A 23622-nucleotide genomic window follows, 5' to 3' on the forward strand; every position below is an offset into this window, starting at 1 on the left:
CCCACCCCGGCATCGCCACGACCCGATCAGGGGGCGCCTCAGCCCCGGCCAGGCGGCTCGTAGCGGGCGCGCAGGCGGGCCTTGGCACCCTCGGCCGCCCCCAGGTGCTCCAGGCCGAGCAGGCCCGCGCCCACGATCGGGGGCAGGTCGGCCAGCACCGGCTTCGCCCGCGGCGTCCGCACCGCGAAGGACGAGTCCAGCAGCGACGTCAGCAGCGGATCGCGGGCCGTCAGCATGCCCCCGCCCAGCACCACCTCGGTCGGCGTCTCCAGCAGGCCGAGGCGGCGCAGGCACACCTCCGCCATCACCGTCACCTCATCCGCCTGCCGCTCCACCAGCGACCTGGCCACCGCGTCCCCGTCCCCGGCCGCCGCGAGCACGCCCGGCGACAGCTCGTGCAGCAGCTCCTCGCTCACGCGGCCGAAGTGCACCTCCAGCACGAGCTCCGCGACCGTCGCCGTGCCGAAGTGGGAGGTGATCAGCCCGGTCAGCGTGGTCGGCACGCCGCGCCCGTCCTCGGCGCGGACCGCGTGCCACAGCGCCTCCTCCGCCAGGCCCTGGCCGCCGCCCCAGTCGCCGCTGATGCGCCCGAGGGCGGGGAAGCGGGCCACCGCGCCCGTGGGGGAGACGCCGACCGCGTTGATGCCGGCCCCGCACACCACCGCCACCCCCCACGCGGCCGACGCCCCGGCCCGCAGGAGCGCGAAGGTGTCGTTGCGCACCACCACGTCCGGGCCGAACCCCCTGGCCGCGAACTCCCGCGCCAGTGCCTCCTCCTCGACCGGCAGGTCCGCCCCCGCCAGGCACGCCGACACGTGGTCGAACCCGCCCTCGGGCACCACCTCCGGATCCAGCGCGTCGAGAGCGCTCCGCACCACGCCCACCGCCGCCGCCACCCCGTCGCGCTGCGGCGCGAACGGCCCCGAGCGGCCCGTGGCGAGCACCTCGCCGTGCTCCGAGACCACCGCCACGTCGGTCTTGCTGTTGCCGCCGTCCACCGCCAGCACGAGCCGCGGGCGCCCCACTAGCCCACCGCCCACGGCAGATGCGCGCGGTTCGCCTCGAGGAGCAGGCCAGTCAGCTCCTCGGCGATCTCGTCCTGCCCGACCAGCGGATGGGCGAGCAGGGCGTCCCGCACCCGGTCCGCGCCGCCGTGCAGCGCCGCGTCCAGGGCCAGGCGCTCGTACGCGGACACGTGCGCGATCAGCCCGGCGTACAGCGGCTCGACCGGCGGCACCGGCAGCGGCACCGCGCCCCCGGCGCCGACGGCCGCGGGCACCTCGATGACCGCCGCGTCGTCGAGGAACGGCAGCGTGCCGCCGTTGCGAACGTTCACAATCTGGACGTCGCCCCGGTCCCCGAGCAGCGAGGCGATCAGCGCCACCGCCGCCTCCGAGTAGAACGCCCCGCCGCGCTCCGACAGCAGCTCCGGCTTGGTCACCACGGCCGGGTCGGCGTACATCTCCAGCAGCCGCCGCTCCAGCGCCGCCACCTCGGCCGCCCGCGACGGCTTGGCGCGCTGCTCGCGCACCACGGCGTCGTGCGCGTAGAAGTAGCGCAGGTAGTAGGAGGGGACCGAGCGCAGCCGCTCCAGCAGCCCGAGCCGCAGCCCCAGGCTGTCGGCGATCTCCTGCCCGTGCGAGCGCAGGATGGCCGGCAGGACGTCCTCGCCGTCCAGATGGACCGACCGCTCCCAGGTCAGGTGGTTCAGCCCGACGTGGCCGAGCGAGACCCGCGCGGGCTCCACCCCCAGCCAGCCGGCGAAGCTGCGCTGGAAGCCGATCGCCACGTTGCACAGCCCGATCGCCCGGTGCCCGGCGTCCAAGAGGGCGCGGGTGACGATGCCGACGGGGTTCGTGAAGTCCACGATCCACGCCTGCGGCGCGAGCGCGCGTACCACCGAGGCGATCTCCAGCACGACCGGCACCGTGCGCAGCGCCTTGGCCAGCCCGCCCGCGCCCGTCGTCTCCTGCCCCACGCAGCCGCAGCGCAGCGGCAGCGTCTCGTCCACCTCCCGCGCCGCCTGCCCGCCCACCCTGAGCTGGAACAGCACCACCTGCGCCCCCGCGACCCCCTCCTCCACCGAGGAGGTGGCCAGCACGCGCGCCGGGTGCCCCGCGTGCGCCAGCATCCGCCGCGACACGCCCGCCACCAGCTCCAGGCGCGCGGCGTCGGGATCTATCAGGGCGATCTCCGTCACCGGCAGCTCGTCGCGCAATCGCGCGAAGCCGTCGACCAGCTCAGGCGTGTACGTCGAGCCGCCCCCGACCACGGCCAGTTTCAACCCTTCACTCCCGTCAAAGTCACGCCCTCGATGAACACTCGCTGGGCGAAGAAGAACACGATGATCACCGGTGCGGTCACCAGCAGCGTGGCGGCCATGGTGAGGTTCCACTGCACGCTGTGGAACGCCTTGAACGTGGCCAGGCCGAGCGACAGCGTCAGGTGGTCCTGCTCGACGCCGGCGTACAGCAGCGGCCCGTAGTAGTCGTTCCAGCAGTAGAAGAACTGGAACAGGGCGACCGCCGCGATGGCCGGGCGGGCCATCGGCAGGACCACCCTGACGAGGGTCGTGAAGTCGGAGCAGCCGTCCACCCTGGCCGCGTCGGTGTAGTCGCGCGGGATCGTGACCAGGAACTGCCGCAGCAGGAAGATCGAGAACGCGTCCCCGAGCAGCATCGGCAGGATCAGCGGCCACAGGCTGTCCGTCAGCCCCAGCCGCGCCCACACCAGGTAGATCGGCACGGCGATGACCTGCGGCGGCAGCATCATCGCGGTGATCACCAGCAGGAACGCCAGCCGCCGCCCCGGGAAGCGGAACTTCGCCAGCGCGTACGCCACCGGCACCGACGACACCACCGTGAACACCGTCCCGAGCACCGCGTACATGAGCGTGTTGGCCGTCCACCGCAGCAACATCGACTTCTCGAACACCGTGGCGAAGTTGTCCCAGTTCCAGCTGCGCGGCCACAGGTCGCTGGTGAGCGCCTGCTGGTCGGTCATCAGCGCGGTCAGCCCGATGAACACCACCGGCGCCAGGAACATCAGCGCCAGCGCGACGGCCAGGGCGTGCGTGGCGATCCACACCAGCACCCGCCGCCTGCGGGCCCGGACGCCGTCCCGCCGGGCGTGCGCCGCCACCGGGCGGGGCGGCGCTGTGCCCGGGTCGACGATCGTGGCACTCATGACGCCTCCTCGGCCCTGCGGAACTGCCGCAGCAGGATCAGCGTGAAGATCATCGAGGTGGCGAACAGGAGCAGCGCGAGCACGCACGCGTACCCCATGGAGTAGTCGCGGAAGCCGACCTGGAACAGCCACTGCGGCAGCGTCAGCAGCGACTCGTCCGGATAGCCGGGCGAGAACGAGCTGCCCGGCGAGTCCGTCTCGCCCGAGGCCACCCGGGAGGCGATCATCGCCTGCGTGAAGTACTGCAGGGCGTAGATGACGTTCGTGACCAGGGAGAACATCAGCACGGGCGCGATCGCGGGCAGCGTCACGCTGCGGAACTGCCGCCACGGGCCGGCCCCGTCGATGGCCGCGGCCTCGTACAGGTGCCTGGGCACGTCCAGGAGCGCCGCCATGAAGATCACGACGAGCTGGCCGCAGCTCCACAGCGACAGCAGCGTCAGGCTCGGCTTCGACCAGGCCGGATCGCCGAACCAGTCCGGCCCCCGGACGCCGAACAGGGCCAGGAACTGGTTCCACGGTCCGGTCGCCGGGTTCATCAGGAAGACGAACGTGATCGTGCCGGCCGCCATCGGCACCAGCGACGGCAGGTAGAAGATCGTGCGGAACAGCCCGACGCCGGCCTTGAGCCGCACCACGAGCTGCGCCAGCGCCAGCGAGCACAGCACGGTCGCCGGCACCATGATGACCACCAGCCACAGCGTGTTCTTCGCCGAGGTCAGCACCCTGGGGTCCTGGAGCAGGTAACGGTAGTTGTCCAGGCCGGCGAACTCGAGGGTGTACATGTCGTAGCGGTGGAAGGAGAAGTAGACCGTGGACAGCAGCGGGTAGACGAAGAAGACCGACACCCCGGCGATCCACGGCGACAGCCACACGAGGGCCCGCAGGCCCTCGCGGCGCCGCCACACGTCAGCGAGCGCGGCCACCTCAGCCCCCGGACAGCTTCAGCTTGTCGTCGATCTGCTTGTCCACGCCCTTCAGCCCGGCGTCCAGATCCGGTACGGAGCCCTTCTCCCACTTGGTCATGAACGTGCTCATGACCTCCTGGTTGAAGACGCTGTTCACGCTGGCCGGGATGGTCGAGGTCTTCGGGTGGGCGAAGATGTTGAGGAACGTCGTGAAATTGGCGTCCTTGGCCAGGTCGGGGGACTCCATCGACGCCTTCGTCGTGGGCACGTTGCGCAGCGCGTTCGACAGCGTCACCAGCGAGGCGGTGTCGGTGGTGAGGTGCTTGACCAGCTCCCACGCCTGCTGCGGGTGCTTGGCGCCCTTCGGCACGCCGATCACGGTGCCGGCGGTGAAGCCGCTGCCGTACAGGTCGGGCCGGTCGTCGGCGACGGGCAGGGGAGCGGTGCCGTAGTCGAGGTCCTTCGCCTCGTTGGCGATCATGGCGTTACGCCACTCGCCGTCCAGGACCATGGCCACCTTGCCCTGGTAGAACGGGTGCTTGGCGCTCCACTCGTCGCCCAGGCTCTTGCGGAACTTCTCCAGGTTGGCGTAGCCGTACCAGTCGACGAGCTCCTTCTGCCAGGTCAGCAGCCGCTTCCAGGCCGGATCGGAGCCGATCGCCGAGGTGCCGTCGTCGTTGTACCACTTGGCGCCCACCATGGGGGCCAGGTGGGTCGGGCTGTTCTCGTAGTACTGGACGCTCGGGATGAACCCGGCCACCTTGATCGTGCCGTCGGCGTCGCGCACGGTGAGCTTCTTGGCCAGCGCGGTCAGCTCGCTCAGCGTCTTGGGCGGCTGCTCGCCCTTCATCAGCGCCTTGTTGTAGTAGAGCCCGTACGCGTCCGCCAGCAGCGGCAGCGTGCACTGCCTGCCCTCGAAGCCCGAGTACGAGCGCGCCACCTCGGGCAGCACCGACAGGTCGATCCCGTCCTGCTTGATCACCGGGGTGAGATCCTGGAACGATCCCGACCTGCACCATTGGGCCACGCTGTCGGTGGTGAAGGACGCCGCCACGTCGGGCGCGTTCCCGCCCCGGATGGCCTGGGTGATCTGGTCGTCCTGCACGTTCTTGACGGCCTTGACGGTGATCTGCGGAAATTTCTTGTTGAAGCCCGCGATGGCCTCCTCGAACGCCTTGACCTCGGCGTCCGTGGAGAATCCGTGCCACAGTTCCAGCGTGGCCGCCGGGAGCGCCTGCGAGGCCGAGCCCGAGGGCCTGGGCTGGGCGCCGAGCGAGGGCCCTGCCTGTTTGTTGGCTGTGCACCCGGTCAGAGTGCTTGCGGCCAGCGCGAGAACCGCGGCGACCGACAGAGGGACGAAGCGCACGGGGGGTGCCTCCTGCCGTGGTGGATCATGTCGGAACGGTTGAGCTGAAGACCTCTTCACGTACGGTGGCAAGAGCCAGATCCAGGGCGCCGGCGAGGACGGGGTTGCCCTCGACGCTCGACAGCCGGACCCGGGGCTGCGGGATGGTGAGCGCGTGCAGCTCGTGTTCGACCAGCTCGCGCAGGGTCTCGCCGCCCGACAGCACGACGCCGCCGGTCAGCACGATCAGCCCGGGGTCCACGACGGACGTGATCGCGGCCAGGCCCACCGCCAGCCGGGCGGCGATGTCGCGCAGCCCCGCCCTGGCGTCGTCGGCCTTCTGGCCCTTCCCCCCGGCCGCCCGCACGGCGTTGGCGACCGCGTGCCGGAAGTCGCCGCCGCGCACGCCGTACGAGCGCAGCAGCTTCAGCACCGCCGGGCCGCCGGTGAGCGCCTGGTAGCCGTGGTTGGCGTAGCGGCCGGCCTCGCGGGCCGTCTGCGCGCCCGGGGTCGGCATGTAGCCCACCTCGCCCGCGCCGCCCGTGGCCCCCCTGTGCATCCGGCCGCCCAGCACGATGGCCGAGCCGATGCCCTCGTCGGCCCACAGCAGCACGAAGTCCTGGTGGCCCTGGGCCGCCCCGTGCGCCTGCTCGGCCACCGCGACCAGGTTGACGTTGTTCTCCACGTCCACCGGCACGCCCAGGCCCGCGCTGAGCGTCGGCACCAGGTCGGGGATCTGCCAGCCCGGCACGTCCTTGGCGGCCGCGTACCCGAGCGTGCCGGTGGACGGGTCGATCGCGGCCTGCACCCCGATCACCACCCGGCGCAGCTTGTCCGGCGGGCTCGCGCCCTCCAGGGCCGCGTTCAGGCGGTCCACCAGCTCGCCGTGGGGCCGGCGCGGGGTCGGGAGCGTGTGCTCGCCGACGATCGCGCCGGTGATGTCGGCCACCTTGGCCTCGATCCGGTCGGGCGTGACGTCCAGCGCGGCCACGTACGCCGCCGCCGGGTTGATCCGGTAGACCTCCGCCGTACGCCCCGGCAGGCCCTCCCTGATGCCGTCGAGCACGACCAGCCCGGCCTCCTGCAGCCGGGCCAGGAGCTGCGACGCCGTCGGCTTGGACAGCCCCGTGAGGGTGCCGATCTCGGGGCGGGTCAGCGGACCGCGTTCGAGGAGTGCCTGCAGGGCGGCGCGATCGTTGATGGCACGTAGCAGACTGGGGGTCCCCGGTACCGGACCGCTCACGGATGGGCTCCTTGCGAGTTAGGAAACTTTCCTAACTCGGAACATAGGGAGTCGGGCCCCGCGGGTCAAGAGCGGGGTGCAGGTGAAACCAAGCCGTAACAAGGAAAGAGATCGGGGGGGAAGAAAGGAGGTGGGAGTGCCTCAACAGGCGTGCTAATGTCGTCGTTTGTCGTAACAACAAGCAGAATGGCCCGGAGTGTCCCATTAACCACAATAACGGTCAGGCGGCAACTCGTCAAACAGAGCTCGCCAGGGAGCAGGCGTACGTCACCCGACTCTACGACCGCCTCGACGAGCTGCGCGAACGTACCCAGCGGCAGCTCAAGGAGGTGCTGGCCACGGGCGCCGTCGGCACGATGCAGAACAGGTCGGAGCGCGACACGTTCGCCGACATGTACGCCTCCAGGCTCGCCCGGCTCTGGGCGGTCGAGCGCGGCCTGGCTTTCGGTCGCCTCGATCACGTCGACGAGGGCCGGCTCTACATCGGCAAGCTCGGCATGACCGACGACGAGCAGCTGCGCCTGCTCATCGACTGGCGCGCGCCGGTCGCGCAGCCGTTCTACCGCGCCACCCCGGCCGCTCCGATGGGCGTGACCAGGCGCCGCCACCTGCAGACCAAGGGCCGCGCCGTGATCGGCGTCGACGACGACCTGCTCGACCTCGACTCGCTCACCGACGACGACCGCGCCACGCTCAACGGCGAGGCGGCCCTGCTGGCCGCGCTCGACGAGCGGCGCACCGGCCGCATGCGCGACATCGTGGCGACCATCCAGGCCGAGCAGGACCGCGTCATCCGCAGCGACCTGAACGGCGTGCTGGTCGTGCAGGGCGGCCCCGGCACCGGCAAGACGGTCGTCGCGCTGCACCGCGCCGCGTACCTGCTCTACACCCACCGCGAACGGCTCGAGCGGCGCGGCGTGCTCATCCTCGGGCCCAACCTCACCTTCCTGCGCTACATCGAGCAGGTGCTGCCCTCGCTCGGCGAGACGGACGTGCTGCTGTCCACGGTCGGGGAGCTGTACCCGGGCGTGACCGCCACCGCCAGGGAGCGGCCCGAGGTGGCCGCGCTCAAGGGCGACGCGCGCATGGCCGAGGTGATCGCCAAGGCCGTACGCGACCGGCAGCGGGTGCCGCGCAAGCCCGTCGAGCTCACTATCGGGCGCATCACGCTCACCATCGACCGTCCCATGCTCGACGCCGCGCGCAACAAGGCCACCCGCTCCCGCCGGCCGCACAACCAGGCGCGCGCCGTGTTCGTCCGGTCGTTGCTGAACGCCCTGGCCAGGCAGCAGGCCCGCAAGATCGGCAAGGGGCTCATCGACGACGACGAGCTGGCCGACCTGCGTGAGGAGCTGCGTACCGAGCCGGTGGTCAAGTCCGCGCTCAACCGGCTGTGGCCGTACCTGACGCCGCAGCGGCTGCTGCTCGGCCTGTACGGCTCGCCCGAGCGCCTCGGCTACGCCGCCTCCGAGCTGAGCCCGCAGGAACGCGCCCTGCTGCGGCGCGACGGCGGGGAGTGGACCGAGTCGGACGTGCCGCTGCTGGACGAGGCCGCCGACCTGCTCGGCGAGATCGACGAGCAGGTGCTGCGGGCCAGCGCGATGCAGGCCGAGGAGGAGCTGGCCGCCGCCAGGCAGGCCGAGGAGCGCGAGCGCGAGGCCGAGCTCGCCTACGCGCGCGAGGTCCTGGAGCTGACCGGGCTGTCCGACGTCATGGAGGCCGAGCGCCTGGCCGAGCGCCAGCGCGGCGAGGGCCCCTACCTCACCACCGCCGAACGCGCGGCGGCTGACCGCACCTGGGCCTACGGGCACGTGATCGTGGACGAGGCGCAGGAGCTGTCGCACATGGCGTGGCGGGCGGTCATGCGGCGGTGCCCGACGCGGTCGATGACGATCGTCGGGGACATCGCGCAGACCGGGTCGGCGGCCGGGGCGCGGTCGTGGGAGGAGGTCCTCGACCCGTACGTGGCCGGGCGGTGGCGGCAGGAGCGGCTCACCGTCAACTACCGCACGCCGGTGGAGCTGATGGCGGTGGCCGCCCGGGTGCTGGCCACCATCGACCCCGCCCTGCAGGCGCCCACGTCCGTGCGCGAGCTCGGCGTGGAGCCGTGGTCGGCGCCGCTGACGGCGCTGGCGGAGCTGGTCAAGGCCGAGGTGGGGGAGGGCGGCAAGGTCGCCGTGGTGGTGCCGGACGCGCTGCTGGAGTCGCTGGGGGCGGAGGTGGCCGCCACGGTGGCGGGCGCGGTGGTGGTGACGCTCGGCTCGGGCCGGACCGGGAACGCCGGATCCGGGTCGGGACGTACGGCGGCGCGGTCCGGCGCGGACCCGGCCGGTGCGGGCACGTCCGGCGCGGACCCGGCCGGTGGGGGCACGTCCGGTGCGGGCCCGGCCGGGGTGGCGGTGACGACGGGCGTGGGGCGGGCCGGGGCGGCGGCGGCGCTCGACGCGCCGGTGGCCGTGATGGGGGTGGCCGACGCGAAGGGGCTGGAGTTCGACTCGGTGATCGTGGCCGAGCCGGACCTCATCGCCGCCCAGTCGCCACGAGGCCCGAGCGACCTGTATGTTGCTCTCACCCGCGCCACGCAACGGCTCGGAGTGGTGCACGAGCGGCCGCTGTCGCAGGCTCTGAGAGGCTTGCCGAGCCGCTCCCCGGCGTCCGCAAATGACCTTTGACCGGCTTACGCGCCATGTCCTACCTGCGAAAACTTGATGTTTCTGCTGATCGGGACACGGTTGACATCTGAGGTGGAGTCGGTAGTTTGCTGCGCAGTCCAGCACGGGACTTGGCCGGTTGGCCGTCTCTGACATCGTCGGATCCTGCGTCCGTGACGGAGTGTGACTCCGTCCACACAGCCAGGTGCAGGGCCGTCGGTCCGTCGAGTCGGGGCACCCCAACCGGGCGGGGGGTTGGACCCGGGACGGGTCCGGGAGCCCAGTAGACAACGGAATTCCGAGCTCGCCGCCGACGAGACGGGTCCGGTCCGAAGGGTTTCCGGGCCCTCTTCCCGCTCTCGTGCGCAGGACCGACATGTGCGCCGGGTGGTCCCGTAGGCCGCGGGATCACCCTGCCGCCTCCCGGCGGGAAACGCCGTTTCTTTCGATCTTCCGGTGCTGCGCTGGCTTCGGGCGCCCCTGCGGGGCGGTAGCGTTTTCGCAAGCAGGCGTGCGATTCGGCGGAGGAGACCCCGGAGTGGTTCAGGAGAGAGCGAGCCTACCGCCCGTCCCCGGGCGTGAGCCGGCTCGCGCCGACACCCCGGACGCGACGCTCGCGAACGCGGCGCTTTCGGACGCGGTGCTTTCGGACGCGGTGCCTGCGGATGCGGTGCCTGCGGACGGCCCCGAGCCCACCGCCGCCCCTGCCCCCGAAGCCTCACCCGAAGGGTCACCTTCACCCGACGCCGCATCCCCCACCGACTCGACGCCCGAGCCCGCCGCGACGTCCGCTGCCGCGCCAGCCGCCGCCGTGCCGTCCGATGCCGTGCCTGCCCCCGACGCTGCACCCGCGTCCGAAGGGGCGTCCCTGGCCGATGCGACGCCTGCGTCCGATGCGACGTCCCCCACCGCCCCCGGGCCCGTACCGCCAGTCGCTCCCGATGCCGTACCTGCCCCCGACGCTGCACCGGCGTCCGATGCCGCACCCGTGACCGGGAGGGCGGCTGTGCCCAAGACGGCGAGGCCCGACGGGGTGGAGCCGGGGCGGGTGCTGTGGGCCCGAGTCGTGGCGGGTGTGGTCGGCGGGGTGGCGTTGTACACCGCGTTCCCGTCGCTCAACTGGTGGCCGGCCGCCCCGATCGGCGTCGGGCTGATCGTCGCCTCCCTCTACGGCACCCGCCCCAGGAGAGCCGCCTGGCTCGGCTACCTGATCGCCCTGGTGTTCCTGCTGCCCACCCTCGCCTGGGTGCGGCCCATCGGCGACGACGTCTGGCTGATGCTGGTCGCCACGGAGAGCGTGTTCTACGCCGCCATGGCCGCCCTGGCCGCGCTGGTGTTCAGGCTGCGCGCGTGGCCGTTGTGGTTCGGCGGGCTGTGGGTGGCCATGGAGTGGGCCCGCAGCCAGGTGCCCATCGGCGGGTTCCCGTGGGCGAGGCTGGCGTTCAGCCAGAGCGAGTCCCTGTTCACGCAGTACGCCGCGCTGGGCGGCGCGCCGCTGGTGTCGTTCGCCGTGGCCGTGTGCGGCGCCCTGCTGGCCTACGCGGCCCTGGTGCGGCCCAGGGCCGAGGGCGTGTGGCGCAGGGCCGTGCCGGCGGTCCTGGCGCTGGCCGTGCCGGTGCTGACGCTGGCGCTGCCCAGGCCGGGCGACGAGGGGCGGACCGTCAACGTCGGCATCGTCCAGGGGAACGTCCCGGGAAGGGGCATGGGCTTCCTGGGGGACGAACCCGCCGTTGTCCTGAAAAATCATGCCAACGAGACGAAGCGCCTGGCCCAGGCCGTACGCGAAGGAAAACTCCCCAGACCCGACGCGGTCGTCCTCCCCGAGAACTCCACCGACATCGACCCCTACCAGGACCCGTACGCCCGCGAGATCATCCAGGACTCCGTCCGAGACGTCGGCGTCCCGACGCTGATCGGAGCGGTGGTCGCGATCGGCGAGGACTCCCGCGCCACCCGCAGCCTCGTCTGGGACCCGGTGACCGGCCCCGGCGCCTACTACGACAAGCAGCACCTGGTGCCGTTCGGGGAGTACACGCCGTTCAAGGAGATCGTCCTGGCCCTGTGGGAGCGGGCGAGCCTGGTCGGACGGCAGTCGGTCCCGGGGGACAAGCCGGGCGACCTGAAGCTGGGCCCGATCACGATCGGCGCGGTCAACTGCTACGAGGTGGCGTACGACGACACCGTGCGCGGCACCGTACGCGCCGGAGGCACGGTCCTGGCGATGCAGGCCAACAACGCCACGTACGCGCTGTCGAACCTGCCGACGCAGCAGCTGGCCATGTACAAGCTGCGGGCCGTCGAGCACAACAGGGCGGTCGTGGCCGCCGCCACCACGGGGATCTCCGCCTACATCCGACCTGACGGTAAGGTCTCCTGGCAGACCCGCGAACTGGTCGCGGACATGAACGTGGTCAAGGTGCCCGTACGCACCCAGGAAACGATCGCCACCGCGGTGGGGGCGCTTCCTGAGTGGGCATTGATGGTGATGGGAGCGGCGGCGGCAGGAGCCGCCGCGTGGCGGGGCAGGCGGCGAGGCGATCGGATGAGGAACGAGTGATGGTGGAGACTCTCGGCCGGGTGCTCGTCGTCGTACCGACCTACAACGAGCGCGACAATCTGCCCATGATCGTGGAGCGGATCCGGGCGGCGCTGCCGGAGGTCCACGTGCTCGTGGCCGACGACAACAGCCCCGACGGCACCGGCGAGGTGGCCGACGGGCTGGCCGACGGCGACGACCACGTCCACGTCCTGCACCGGGAGACCAAGCAGGGCCTCGGCGCGGCGTACATCGCCGGGTTCCGGTGGGGGCTGCGGGAGGGCTACGACGTCCTGGTCGAGATGGACGCCGACGGCTCCCACCAGCCCGAGGAGCTGCCCAAGCTGCTCGAGGCGCTGGCCGACGGCGCCGACCTGGCGATCGGGTCGCGTTACGTGCCCGGCGGCAAGGTCGTCAACTGGCCGCACCGGCGCGAGCTGCTGTCCAAGGGCGCCAACCTCTACACTCGCGTGATGCTCGGCCTGCCCGTCCGCGACGCGACCGCCGGGTTCCGCGCCTACCGCGCCGCCACCCTGGAGAAGGTGGGCCTGTCCGGCGTGGAGTCGCAGGGTTACTGCTTCCAGGTCGACCTCACGCTGCGCACGTCCAGGAACGGGCTGCGGGTGGTGGAGGTGCCCATCACGTTCGTGGAGCGTACGGTGGGCAAGAGCAAGATGAGCGGCAAGATCATGTCCGAGGCGCTGTGGCGCATCGGCCTGTGGGGCGTCACGGGCCTGCCCAAACGGCTGCGCGGCGGCGGCCACCACTAGCGGCGGCCACCACTAGGCGGCCGGGCGGAACGCTTTGCGGCCGTCGGCCGTTGTCCCTGGTGTAACGCGCTGGTGCGGAATCGAGGAAACGATGCGGCTGCTGCTCTTCCTGGCCTTCCTGGTCGTCCCCGTCCTGGAGATCTGGCTGCTCATCCAGGTCGGCTCGGTGATCGGCGGGCCCGCCACCGTGGCCCTGCTCATCGCCGACAGCCTGCTCGGCGCCTGGCTGGTACGCCGCGAGGGGCGCAGGGCCTGGCGGGCGCTCCAGGAGGCGATCGGCTCCGGCCGGATGCCCGAGCGCGAGCTGGCCGACGGCGGCCTGGTCCTGGTGGGCGGCGCGCTGCTGCTGACGCCGGGCTTCTTCACCGACGTCTTCGGGTTCCTGTGCATCCTGCCGTTCACGCGGCCCATGATGCGCCGCCTGGGCTCCTGGTTCTTCGAGCGCCGGGTCAAGCGGCTGGCCGCGAGCTCCCCGTACGCGAACCTCTTCCCGCCCCAGCAGCAGGACGTGAGGGTGCCGGACGGCGGCCGGGTGGTGCACGGCGAGGTCATCCGCGAGGACCGCGACTGACCGTCCCGGTACGGGGCATGCGTCCGGGATCTGACGACCCCCGGGAGGACGCATGCCGTACGTGGACAGGATCGCCGAGCCATGGGGGACGCGGACGCCGTACGGGCCGGGAGAGCCCTGGCCGGTCCGCGTCGACTCCTTTCTCGAGAGCGGGCTGCGCGCGCAGGACGTGGAGCGCTGGGTGCAGAGCGCGACGATCCTGCACAGCAACGGTGACGGCCTGGACATCGCGGTCAAGGACGGACGTGTCGTCGGGGTGCGCGGGCGCGCCCAGGACCGCGTCAACCACGGCCGCCTCGGGCCGAAGGACCTGTACGGCTGGCAGGCCGCCAACGCGCCCGACCGGCTCGTACGCCCCCTCGTACGCGAGAACGGGCGCCTGGTCGAGACCGACTGGGACACCGCGATGGACCGCGTGGCCGGCCACGCACGGGAGCTCCTCGACGAGCACGGCCCCAGCGCGATCGGCTTCTACACCACCGGCCAGCTGTTCCTGGAGGAGTACTACACGCTCGCGCTGATCGCGCACGGCGGCATCGGCACCAACCACCTGGACGGCAACACCCGGCTGTGCACGGCGACGGCGGCGGCCGCACTCAAGGAGTCGTTCGGCTGCGACGGGCAGCCCGGCTCCTACACCGACGTCGACCATGCCGACGTCATCGCCCTTTACGGGCACAACGTCGCCGAGACGCAGACCGTCCTGTGGGCGCGGATCCTCGACCGGCTCGCCGGCCCGAACCCGCCCGCCCTCGTCTGCGTGGACCCGCGCGAGACCCCGGTCAGCCGGGCCGCCGCCGTGCACCTGGCCAACCGCCCCGGCACCAACGTCGCCCTGATGAACGGCCTGCTCCACGAGATCCTGGCCAACGGCTGGATCGACGAGCGGTACGTGCGCGAGCACGTGGTCGGGTTCGAGGAGCTGGAGAAGCGGGTGCGCGACTTCACGGTGGAGGAGGCCGCGCGGATCTGCGACGTGCCCGCGGACGCGCTGCGCGAGGCCGCCCGCCTGATCGGCACGGCGCGGCGCCTGCTGTCCACCGTCCTGCAGGGCTTCTACCAGGCGCACCAGGCGACCGCCGCCGCCGTGCAGGTGAACAACGTCCATCTCGTACGCGGCATGCTCGGCCGGCCCGGCTGCGGCGTGCTGCAGATGAACGGCCAGCCCACCGCCCAGAACACCCGCGAATGCGGCGCCGACGGCGACCTGCCGGGTTTCCGCAACTGGTCGAACGACGCCCACGTGCGCGACCTCGCCCGCGTCTGGAACGTCGATCCCATGGACATCCCGCACTACGCGCCGCCGACCCACGCCATGCAGATGTTCCGTTACGCGGAGGAGGGCTCGATCCGCTTCCTGTACGTGACGGGGACGAACCCGGCGGTGTCGCTGCCGGAGCTGGCGCGGATCCGGTCGATCCTGTCCCAGGAGCGGCTGTTCCTCGTCGTACAGGACATCTTCCTGACCGAGACCGCGCAGCTGGCCGACGTGGTGCTGCCCGCCGCGACCTGGGCGGAGAAGACCGGCACGTTCACGAACGCCGACCGCACCGTGCACCTGTCGGACAAGGCCGTCGAACCGCCCGGCGAGGCCCGCCCCGATCTGGACATCTTCCTCGATCTCGCGCGCCGGCTGGACCTTCGCGACAAGGACGGCGCGCCGCTGGTGAAGTGGAGCGACGCCGAGGGGGCGTTCGAGGCCTGGAAGGAGTGCTCGCGCGGCCGTCCGTGCGACTACAGCGGCCTGTCCTACGCGCGGCTGCGCGGGAGCGGCGGCGTCCAGTGGCCGTGCGACGACGGCCACCCGGAAGGGACCGAGCGCCTGTACGCCGGCGGCCGGTTCTGGAGCGCCCCAGACTACTGCGAGGGCTACGGACGCGACCTGGTCACGGGGGCGCCGCTGTCGGACATCGAGTACAAGGCGCTCAACCCCGACGGCAAGGCGATCATCAAGGCCGCCGAATACGTGCCGCCGCACGAGGAGCCGGACGGCGACTTCCCGTTCTGGCTGACGACCGGGCGTACCATCTACCACTTCCACACCAGGACCAAGACCGCGCGGGCGCCCCAGCTCCAGCGGGCCGCCCCGGAGCCGTGGGTGGAGATGTCCCCGGGCGACGCCGCGCGCCTGGGCTTCGCCGAGGGCGACCTGCTGGAGGTGGCCACGGCCCGGGGCGCGGTACGGGCGCGGCTGCGGGTCACCTCGATGCGCGACGGGGTGATCTTCCTGCCGTTCCACTACGGCTACTGGGACCGCCCGGACGGGGCCGGTCCCGGGGACTCGCCCGGGCGGGCCGCCAACGAGCTGACGATCACGGACTGGGATCCGGCCTCCAAGCAGCCCGTCTTCAAGACCGCGGCGGCCCGGGTCTCGCTGGTGATGGCCTCCTCCGGCACCCCGTCCCCGGCGCCGACCACCGCGGCCTCCCGCCCCGTCTCCGCCGACGTCCCCGCGACGGCCGGAGGCGCCGACGCGCAGGCCGAGGAGGTCATGTGATGAAGCTCGACCTGGTGATCCGCGAGCTGCACCGGTCGGAGAGCGAGCTGGCCCACCTGCTGCTGCGGATGTCGGAACGGCACAAGAGCGACCACGAGACGTACCACGTCGCCCGCGACCTGGCGGGCTGGTGCCACGACCACGTCCGCGAGCTGGCCGAGGCGGGCAAGGAGCACGGCCTGGACCTGGACCCCTCCCATGACGTCTCCGTGGCGGCACGCCTGCGCGAGAAGGCCCGCGAGAAGGCCTCGGAGTGGCTCGGCCGCCGCTCCGAGCCCGGCCTGCTCCTGCTGGCCGACCTGCGTCACCTGTACCTGGCGGCGTCGGAGGTGTCCCTGGACTGGGAGCTCCTGGCGCAGGCCGCCCAGGCGGCGAAACAGCGGGAACTGCTCGCGCTGGCGCAACGGTGCCATCCGCAGACGCTCCGGCAACTGCGGTGGGCGAACGCCCGCCTCAAGGACTCGGCCCCCCAGGCCCTGCTGTCCTGACGGGCGCGGGCATGAAGAAACCCCCGGGCGGGTAGCCCGGGGGTTTCACCGTGAGAGGAGGTCAGGCGCTCTTACGACGCTGGGCCCGCAGAACCGCGAGCCGCTCGTTGAGCACCTCCTCAAGATCTTCGATCGACCGCCGCTCCAGGAGCATGTCCCAGTGTGTCCGCGGGGGCTTCACCTTCTTGGACTCCGGCTGCTCGCCGTCCACCCGTACCGCGGTCGCGCCGCACATGCGGCACTCCCAGGTCGCGGGGATCTCAGCCTCGGCTGCAAGCGGAACCTCGAAGCGATGGCCCTTAGGACAGGTGTAGGACACCTCCTGGCGCGGGGCCAGATCCGTGTTACGGTCGTTCTCGTAGCTGGTTGCCCCGAGCCGGGTGCCACGAAGCGCGCGCTCGCCCATGTCTAAATGCCTCCTACAGGGCCCCCTTGCGTGGGGGGTCTGTCTCCCACGGTGTCTAACGCTTGGTACCGTGATGGGATTCCCATCCACGGGGTGATCCAATCGCGCTTGGGGCGTCGGTTCTTCACACAGTCGCCGATCGGGCCCGCGTCCCCCCTGTGACCAGGGCCGCCGCCAGCCAGAGCGCGCCAATCATGATCAGCGCGCCGTGCGCGATCCGCAGCGGGTACGGGCCGAAGAACTGCGGGATGAACAGCACGAACCCCATCGCCAGAGCCGTCCCGCTCCACTTGGGCAGCGTTCCGGACCGCCAGACGGCGATCGCGGCCATCACCGCGCCGACGGCCAGAACCAGCAGCCCCACGGCGAACATGGTGATCGCGACGGGCCCGTACCTGAACTCCTCGGCCAGTTCCATCAGCGCGGGCGCCTGGTCGTGGAGGGAGCGCCGGGCGATCACGTTCAGGCCGAAGTCCTCGGCGCCGTAGTACGGGAGCGTCAGCCCCGCACCCACCCAGGTCACGGCGGCGGCGCGCAGGGAGAGGCGGTCGCCGAGCACCTGGTGCAGCCCGAGCACGGCCAGGCCGAGCAGCACGAAGCCGAGCATGGCGGCCGCGTGGCCGGCGACCCACGCCGTGGAGGCCATGGCGGTGGCGTCGTCGCCGGAGGGGCGGATGGCGGGATAGGCGAGGAAGAGGATGCCGGCGGCGGCGAAGGCCAGGGAGGTGAGCCTGGGGGCCATCAATGCTCCTTGAAGAGGGCGTTGCTCTTTAGCGAGAGCAATGCTCTCTCTTTGAGAAGGTGATGTCAAGAGCAGTGCTCTCTCTTCGGATCGGTGAACCTCCAGGGCGCGGCCTGGTGTGGGCTCCCGTGCGGCCTGGTCGGGCTTCCTGGGCCCGGCAAGCGCTGGCGGACCGCCCCACTTGTAGAAGGAAGCGACGGCGGCACGCTTGCGCTTAAGGGTGGCCGGCGACAGATCGACGAGCTCGGCCGGGAACGCGCGAACCGGCGCGGCGGACAGTTCGCCGATCTACCGACGGCCACGTGAAGTTCCGGCTCCGCACGCCGCTTCGACACGGCGGCCCGGTCATGGTTCCATGACCTTCCATGATCGCCCACTCGTCCGGCAAGAGCAGCTCCCCGGCGACCCCGCGCCGCAGATGGCGGATCGTGCTCCCGGCTGTCATGGCAGTGCTCCTGCTGGCCGCCTTCGGCCTCTACCGGCTGGCCAACGCCCGCACCTTCCAGCTGGCCGGACAGCTCACCGCCCGGGTCGAGACCTCGGAGAAGGTCGTCGCCCTCACCTTCGACGACGGTCCGGACGAACACACCCAGGAGATCCTCGACGTCCTCCGGAAGGAGAAAGTGCGCGCCACCTTCTTCGTCGTGGGCTCCCACCTGCAGGCGCGGCCCCAGGACGGCAGAGCGCTCGTGACGGCCGGGCACGAACTGGCCAACCACACCTACACCCACCGCCGGATGGTGTTCGTCGCTCCCGGCACGGTCGCCGACGAGATCGAGCGGACCGACGCCCTCATCCGGGCCGCCGGCCAGCGGGGCACCGTCTACTTCCGGCCCCCGACGGGCAAGAAGCTGCTGACGCTCCCCCTCTACCTCGCCGACCACGACCGGCACACCGTCATGTGGGACATCGAGCCCGACTCGGGCCGCACCCCCACCCCCGCCGAGCTCGTGACCGAGGTCCGCGCGCAGGCCAGGCCGGGCTCGATCATCCTGCTCCATCCCTGGTACGCCAGCGGCGCGAACACCCGCGCGGCGATCGGACAGCTCATCGCCGCCCTGCGCGGCGACGGCTACCGTTTCGTCACCGTCTCCGAGCTGCTCGGCTGAGCCCGACGTCGCCGTCCCGACCGTGAATCCCGCCTCCACCCACGACGCGCCGTCCGCCCTTCCGGCGAACGCATTTGGAGGGGAAAGCACACACCCGAGCGGGAGGTGGGCCATTCTTCGCGGGTTATGCCCTCACGTTCTTCCCCGGCGTACGCGCTGCCGCCGAACGCCTCAGGCGAGACGAACGAGCCGCCCCGATCAAGCAAGGCGAGCCGGGGATACAGCCGCCGGGCTCAATCAGGCGGAGTCTGGTGCGCGATGTCGATACCGGCCGAGCCGCAGATGCGCCTCAACCGACGCGTTCAGCGAGCTCAGGCCGGCTTCTGCTGCGCTCCATAGCGTGGGCGATCAGGCTGTGCCGGATGGCACCGTCGGTGCGGTCCTGAAGCGCGGCCGGTACGGGCAGCAGCGAGGGGTGGGCGAGATAGTGGTCGGCCCATGCTGTGGCGAGTTCGTCGACCCGGTGGTCCTCCGGTTCCCACTCGACGGCGCGCGACATGCGTCTGATCAAAGACAGGTACCGCGGGTCGTCGGGGCCGCGCTTGACCCGGGAGATGTGGTCGTCGAAGCCCCCCGGCCATGCGCACTTCGTCCTGGGTGAAGCCGAGTTCGGCGGCCACCTTGTCAGCTTCGCGAGAACGCGGTCGGGCAGCATGGCGCGGTCGCCGGTGGCGAGCCGGTGCAGCGTGTCACGCTGTGCAATCAACTCGTCCATCCGGTCGTTGAGGCGCCGTTCAACGTCGACGAGCGCGGCGGTGAAGCGGTCAGGTCGGCGTCGCGGATCGCCCCGATCTCGGCCGGCGGCCGGACCTGGACCAGCCGCAGCAGGTCGGCTGATCCGGAGCACCGGTAGCCAGAGTTGTCGCGGCGCGGCTCGTTGATCAGGCCGTGCTCGTGGTAGTGCCGCGCGGTCTTCCCCGTGACGCCGGCGAAGGCCGCCGCTTGGCCGATCGTGACGCCGTCCGTCATCCGCTCTGCCAGCCTCGTGATCGTGGGGCGCTCGACAGCTCGCGAACCGCGTCAGCAACGGTACGGAAGTCCTTGCGCAGCATGTTGCCATGGTTACTGGCGACCTGCGCTCACGCCTCGAACGAAGCAGGTGCAGTCGAACGCCTCGATCGGCCGCGGCCCGCCGTCGTAGGTGATATGCCGGTAGCCACTACCGGGTTCGGCGATGAGCCGCCGGCCAGTATCGCTGACTGGCGAACTGGCCGTTGAGGTAGAGCACAGAAGGGCCGGGTTCGCCATGTCGTCACGGCCAGCGCGGTGTCGTCGATCGGCACCATGCCAGTCCAGGCGTTCAAGTGGACACCCGTTCAGCGTGCGCCCTGACCTAAGGTCAGCCCCAGGGCGACCCACGCTCACCAGCGCAGGTCAGTCACCCAGTCCGCTCGAGGCATCGCACGTTGCGGTGCCTCGCACCTCGGAGACTGCTGAGGATGGTCGGCAGGTCCCTCGCGCCATCGGTCCCTCAACCCAGGGTGTCGTCTGGCGGCAACCGCCCCACCTGCGAGCCTCTGATCGCTTCCGAGCGCCTATTTGGCCACGTGCTGCTGGACGAGTTCGTCTGCGGCGGGCCCGACATGTTCAAGGTCGACCCCGAGCTCGACCAGCACCTGGGCTGCCACACTCGCACCATCCCGGATGAGCCCGAGCAGGAGGTGCTCGGTGCCGATGTAGTCGAGGCCCCGCTGCAAGGACTCCTGGTTCGACAGCTGGAGGGCTTCGCTGGCCGACGGGGTGAACGGAAGGTATCCCGACGCAACGGATTGGCCTCGGCCCTGGCTCTCCTCCACCTGCCGGCGCAGGTCTTCAAGGCTCAGGCCCATGTTCTTGAGGACCGTGGCGCCAACGCCCTCACCTTCACGGATCAATCCGAGGAGAAGATGCTCGGTACCGATGTAGTCGTGGTTGAGCATTTTGGCCTCGTCCTGAGACAGGACGACGACACGCCGCGCCCGATCGGTCAACTTCTCAAACATGCTGCCACTCCCCGCGAAGCAGTTGGTCAGGGCCATCGTCCCCGCCAGAGCGAGCGGGGCAAACGACATTCCAGCCATTCTCGCGGACACCCACCATCGGTGGCACGGGCAAGGCGCGTCGGCGGGGGCATGGCGGAGTGGGGGAGGCGGCGGGGGCAGACGGAGCGGGGGAGGCGGCGGGGCAGGCGGCATTCCGGCCCTTCCCGCGGGTGCCCGCCATTGGCGGCGCGGGAGGGGCGGAGTGGGGGAGCCGGGGGCAGGCGGAGCGGGGGAGACGGCGTGGCGGGCGGCATTTTCACCTTTCCCGCGGGTGCCTGCCATCGGTGGCGCGGGCAAACCGGCGCAGCGTGGCAGCGCCGTGGGAAGGGGCCGTCGGAAGGGGCGGCGTCAGCGTGGGAGGGGATGCCTGTGGGAACGGCATGGAAGGGGACAGCGTGGGAGAGGGTGCCCGTGGAAGCGGCGGCGCTGCCAGGGCACCTGTGGTGGGGCGTCTAGCGGGGACGCTTGCGGGTCAGGAGCGGGACCAGGGTCCTGTCGCCGAAGCGGGTCATCACCGCCAGCGGCTTGACGGCGGCGGCGACCAGCCAAGGGAGGCCCGGTCTGCCGGTGGCGCGCGCCAGCCCGGGACCGAGCGCGGCCATCATCGCCGTCAGCCCCGGCAGGGGCCGGATCCACATGGTGATCTCCTCGATCAGCCCGTCCTCACCCACCTCGACCACCGCCGCCTCGTGGATCTCCTGACGTCCCAGCCGGGCGGTCGCGGTCAGGGCCCGCGTACGTTCGTCGCCGACGTCCTTCTGGTACCGCAGGTCCGACAGCACGCCGAACACGACCGAGAACAGCTCCCGTACCTGCTCCTTGCCCTTAAAGGCGGCATTGGCGCTGAGCGGCGAGCGGAAGACCACGTCGTCGGCGAGCGTGGCGACGAGGGCGTCGACGTCGTGAGCCTCGCCGGCCCGGCGGTAGGCGGCGGCAGGTGAGTCCTGAATGTGAACTATCATGAGTTCACTTTATCAACCCCCTATCCTGGGTCCATGAACAGGTTCGGTGAGATGCACTGCTCCATCGCCCAGGCCGTCAGCGTGGTCGCCGAGCCGTGGACACCGCTGATCCTGCGCGACCTGTTCCTGGGCCTGCACAGATTCGACGACCTGGCAGAGGACCTCGGCATCTCGCGCAACCTCCTGACCCGCCGCCTGGAACATCTGGTGGCCGCCGGCGTGGTGGAGAAGCGGCCGTACCAGGAACGTCCTGTGCGCCACGAGTACGTCCTCACCGAGGCGGGCCGCGACATCGTGCCCGCCCTGCTGACGTTGATGGCTTGGGGCGACCGCTGGTCCACGCCGCCGGGCGGCCCGCCCGCACTCCTGGTGCACTCCTGCGGCGAGCGCTTCACCCCTGTCGTCACCTGCCCACACTGCGGCGGCGAGGCCACCGCGGACACAGTCTCAGCCGTACGCGGCCCAGGCGCGGCCCAGGGCCCCGGCACCATGCTCCTCGCAGCACATCATCACCGAAGCACCCCGCCGTCTCCCGCAACCAGCCCACCGGCCGCACCGCCGCGACTGAACTGAGCCCCCGGACCTCGTAGTGAGGGCGTCGGCCGCACCGCTGCAACTGGACTGAGCCCCTGGGCGTCGTTGTTATGGGCGCCGGCCGCACCGTTGCGGCCCGAGGGCGTCCCTGGCCGTCGCGACCAGATCGCCGACCGCGCCGTCGCGGCCACAGGTAGTCCCTTTGAGGGCGCTGGCCGTACCGTCGCGGTCTGAGGGCGTCCCTGGCCGTCGTGAACAGGTCGCCCGCCGCGCCGTCGTGGCCGCAGGTGATGGGGGCACTGGTTGCTGCGCCGACGGGATCAACGAGTCCGGCTGTGCTGCCGTGGTCCAGCATCGCGGACGGTCGTGACCGGAGTGCCGCCCTGGACGGCTTCCGGGATTGGGGCGTCCGCCTCCTGATGAGAGACCTCTCATCCGCCGCTAACGAAGGCGCCATCGTAGGCCCGCAGGCTGAGAACCGGCAGCGTACGGGACTACCGACGGGAGACGCCGATGAGACGGGGACCACGATGGCTCCTGCTGGCCGTCACCGTCGCGCTCGCCCTGGCCGTCACGGCGGCGCCACCAGGGCGGCGGGAGGCCCGGGCGGCGACGCCGCTCGGCACGGTCCAGTTCGCCGCCGCCTCCCCGGATGACGACGGAGGCGATGACGATGACAGGGAGGGCGACGATGGGGACGGCAAGGCGGCGCGCACGGGTCCGGCAAGGGACCGCCCAGGCGTCGGATCAGGCGAGGGCTCAGGACCAGGCAAGGGTTCGCACTCTCCCTCCGACAGCGGGCGATCAAAGGCGGGCCCACGAGTACGACCGTCCCCCTCCAACGGTTCGAGGAGCGGCGAGGGGCAGAGTGCCTCGCCTGGCCCCGGGCCCGCGGGCACCGGTGACGCGACACACACCTCCCGCGGCACCGCAGGCCCGCCTGCACCGCGCACCAGCGGAGACCCGCGGGCGCACGACGGAGGCTCACCGGCGCGAGGCGGGCCGGATCTGCACCCCCATGGTGGACCGGATTCTCCTGCGTCGGGCGGCGCCGCTTCACCGCCCTGGAAAGGCGAAAACGGACCCGCGCTACGAGGCGTCGGCGGCTCGCAGATGCCGCACAACGGGGTTCCGCTCTCCAGGAGGGCCTCGCCGGCTGGTGGCGCCGCCATGCTTCCCCAAGGGCCTGGTGGCGCCGCCATGCTTCCCCAAGGGCCTGGTGGCGCCGCCATGCTTCCCCAAGGGCCTGGTGGCGCCGCCATGCTTCCCCAAGGGCCTGGTGGCGCCGCCATGCTTCCCCAAGGGCCTGGTGGCGCCGCCGTGCTTCCCCAAGGGCTAGGCCATTCCGACAGCTCGACCGCGCGGCCCGGTACAGGCTCGCCACCTGCCGCGGCAGGCTGGTCGTCTGGTGGCGCCAGCTCGCCACCTGGCGGCGTGGGTTCGTCGTCTGGTGGTGTCGGTTGGCAAGTTGGCGCCGCGGGTCGGTCGCTTGGTGGTGCCGGCTCGCCGTCTGGCACCGTGGGCCGGTCGACTGATGGGCCGGGTTCGCCGTCTGGCGGCGTGGGCTTGTCGCCTGACGGGGCAGGTTCGACGCCTGGCGCCGCAGGCTGGTTGCCCGGTGGAAGAGGTTCGCTGCCTGGCGGCGTGGGCTGG

21 protein-coding genes are annotated in these 23622 nt (G+C 71.5%); 9 read left to right on the plus strand and 12 right to left on the minus strand.

Annotation, left to right across the window (positions count from 1 at the left end):
* Positions 1 to 38: 38 nt before the first annotated feature.
* The 6 genes from HD596_RS38450 to HD596_RS38475 are packed head-to-tail and all read right to left on the minus strand — an operon-like array spanning position 39 to position 6682.
* Positions 39 to 1025 carry an N-acetylglucosamine kinase gene (locus HD596_RS38450; RefSeq protein ID WP_185074377.1) on the minus strand — a complete coding sequence of 329 codons (987 nt, stop codon included), beginning with the start codon at positions 1023 to 1025 and terminating at the stop codon, positions 39 to 41.
* Positions 1025 to 2284, minus strand: a complete 1260-nt coding sequence (locus HD596_RS38455; RefSeq protein ID WP_185074378.1) for a family 4 glycosyl hydrolase — start codon at positions 2282 to 2284, stop codon at positions 1025 to 1027. Before HD596_RS38455 ends, HD596_RS38450 begins: the two co-directional genes overlap by 1 nt.
* Complete coding sequence (locus tag HD596_RS38460) at positions 2281 to 3186, minus strand: carbohydrate ABC transporter permease (protein ID WP_185074379.1); 906 nt, start codon at positions 3184 to 3186, stop codon at positions 2281 to 2283. Before HD596_RS38460 ends, HD596_RS38455 begins: the two co-directional genes overlap by 4 nt.
* Positions 3183 to 4112: a carbohydrate ABC transporter permease gene (locus HD596_RS38465; protein ID WP_185074380.1), complete on the minus strand. Its 930-nt coding sequence runs from the start codon at positions 4110 to 4112 to the stop codon at positions 3183 to 3185. The genes HD596_RS38460 and HD596_RS38465 overlap by 4 nt, the downstream gene beginning before the upstream one ends.
* Position 4113: 1 nt before the next feature.
* The gene (locus tag HD596_RS38470) at positions 4114 to 5460 is read right to left on the minus strand and encodes an ABC transporter substrate-binding protein (RefSeq protein WP_185074381.1); all 1347 of its coding nucleotides are present in this window, start codon (positions 5458 to 5460) and stop codon (positions 4114 to 4116) included.
* Between the two features lie 25 nt (positions 5461 to 5485).
* Complete coding sequence (locus HD596_RS38475; RefSeq protein ID WP_185074382.1) at positions 5486 to 6682, minus strand: ROK family transcriptional regulator; 1197 nt, start codon at positions 6680 to 6682, stop codon at positions 5486 to 5488.
* Between the two features lie 203 nt (positions 6683 to 6885).
* Here HD596_RS38475 and HD596_RS38480 point away from each other — a divergent pair, with 203 nt between their 5' ends.
* The 6 genes from HD596_RS38480 (at position 6886) to HD596_RS38505 (ending at position 16195) form a co-directional block, all read left to right on the plus strand.
* Positions 6886 to 9354 carry a HelD family protein gene (locus tag HD596_RS38480; protein ID WP_512699283.1) on the plus strand — a complete coding sequence of 823 codons (2469 nt, stop codon included), beginning with the start codon at positions 6886 to 6888 and terminating at the stop codon, positions 9352 to 9354.
* A gap of 985 nt (positions 9355 to 10339) precedes the next feature.
* The gene (lnt, locus tag HD596_RS38485) at positions 10340 to 11890 is read left to right on the plus strand and encodes an apolipoprotein N-acyltransferase (protein WP_313045993.1); all 1551 of its coding nucleotides are present in this window, start codon (positions 10340 to 10342) and stop codon (positions 11888 to 11890) included.
* A complete protein-coding gene (locus HD596_RS38490; RefSeq protein ID WP_185074383.1) occupies positions 11890 to 12639 on the plus strand; it encodes a polyprenol monophosphomannose synthase in 750 nt (249 codons plus the stop codon). Before lnt ends, HD596_RS38490 begins: the two co-directional genes overlap by 1 nt.
* Positions 12640 to 12730: 91 nt before the next feature.
* Positions 12731 to 13210: an FxsA family protein gene (locus HD596_RS38495; RefSeq protein ID WP_185074384.1), complete on the plus strand. Its 480-nt coding sequence runs from the start codon at positions 12731 to 12733 to the stop codon at positions 13208 to 13210.
* Positions 13211 to 13262: 52 nt separating this feature from the next.
* The gene (locus HD596_RS38500; RefSeq protein ID WP_185074385.1) at positions 13263 to 15707 is read left to right on the plus strand and encodes a molybdopterin oxidoreductase family protein; all 2445 of its coding nucleotides are present in this window, start codon (positions 13263 to 13265) and stop codon (positions 15705 to 15707) included.
* Positions 15707 to 16195: a hypothetical protein gene (locus HD596_RS38505; RefSeq protein ID WP_185074386.1), complete on the plus strand. Its 489-nt coding sequence runs from the start codon at positions 15707 to 15709 to the stop codon at positions 16193 to 16195. Before HD596_RS38500 ends, HD596_RS38505 begins: the two co-directional genes overlap by 1 nt.
* 61 nt (positions 16196 to 16256) lie before the next feature.
* Here the strand turns inward: HD596_RS38505 and HD596_RS38510 are convergent, their stop codons facing one another.
* Together HD596_RS38510 and HD596_RS38515 are read right to left on the minus strand one after the other, a co-directional pair.
* A complete protein-coding gene (locus HD596_RS38510) occupies positions 16257 to 16601 on the minus strand; it encodes an RNA polymerase-binding protein RbpA (RefSeq protein ID WP_185074387.1) in 345 nt (114 codons plus the stop codon).
* Positions 16602 to 16725: 124 nt separating this feature from the next.
* Positions 16726 to 17343, minus strand: a complete 618-nt coding sequence (locus HD596_RS38515; protein WP_185074388.1) for a hypothetical protein — start codon at positions 17341 to 17343, stop codon at positions 16726 to 16728.
* A gap of 365 nt (positions 17344 to 17708) precedes the next feature.
* On the opposite strand from HD596_RS38515, the gene HD596_RS38520 reads away from it, so the two are divergent.
* A complete protein-coding gene (locus HD596_RS38520) occupies positions 17709 to 18452 on the plus strand; it encodes a polysaccharide deacetylase family protein (protein ID WP_185074389.1) in 744 nt (247 codons plus the stop codon).
* 289 nt (positions 18453 to 18741) lie between these two features.
* Here the strand turns inward: HD596_RS38520 and HD596_RS60640 are convergent, their stop codons facing one another.
* From HD596_RS60640 to HD596_RS38535, 4 genes are all read right to left on the minus strand, one after another.
* Complete coding sequence (locus tag HD596_RS60640) at positions 18742 to 19167, minus strand: hypothetical protein (RefSeq protein ID WP_221519703.1); 426 nt, start codon at positions 19165 to 19167, stop codon at positions 18742 to 18744.
* Entirely contained in the window at positions 19155 to 19421 is a 267-nt protein-coding gene (locus HD596_RS60645) for a MerR family transcriptional regulator (RefSeq protein ID WP_221519704.1), read from the minus strand. Before HD596_RS60645 ends, HD596_RS60640 begins: the two co-directional genes overlap by 13 nt.
* 566 nt (positions 19422 to 19987) lie before the next feature.
* Complete coding sequence (locus HD596_RS38530; protein WP_376775969.1) at positions 19988 to 20503, minus strand: Clp protease N-terminal domain-containing protein; 516 nt, start codon at positions 20501 to 20503, stop codon at positions 19988 to 19990.
* 422 nt (positions 20504 to 20925) lie between these two features.
* Positions 20926 to 21435, minus strand: a complete 510-nt coding sequence (locus HD596_RS38535; RefSeq protein WP_185074390.1) for a nuclear transport factor 2 family protein — start codon at positions 21433 to 21435, stop codon at positions 20926 to 20928.
* A 33-nt stretch (positions 21436 to 21468) separates the two neighbouring features.
* Between HD596_RS38535 and HD596_RS38540 the strand changes: the two genes are divergently transcribed.
* Entirely contained in the window at positions 21469 to 22008 is a 540-nt protein-coding gene (locus HD596_RS38540; RefSeq protein ID WP_221519705.1) for a winged helix-turn-helix transcriptional regulator, read from the plus strand.
* A 1120-nt stretch (positions 22009 to 23128) separates the two neighbouring features.
* On the plus strand, positions 23129 to 23308 hold the full coding sequence (locus HD596_RS38545; protein WP_185074391.1) for a hypothetical protein: 180 nt from the start codon (positions 23129 to 23131) through the stop codon (positions 23306 to 23308).
* The last annotated feature ends 314 nt before the right edge of the window (positions 23309 to 23622 follow it).

This window comes from Nonomuraea jabiensis (genome assembly GCF_014204795.1).
Lineage (GTDB): Bacteria > Actinomycetota > Actinomycetes > Streptosporangiales > Streptosporangiaceae > Nonomuraea > Nonomuraea jabiensis.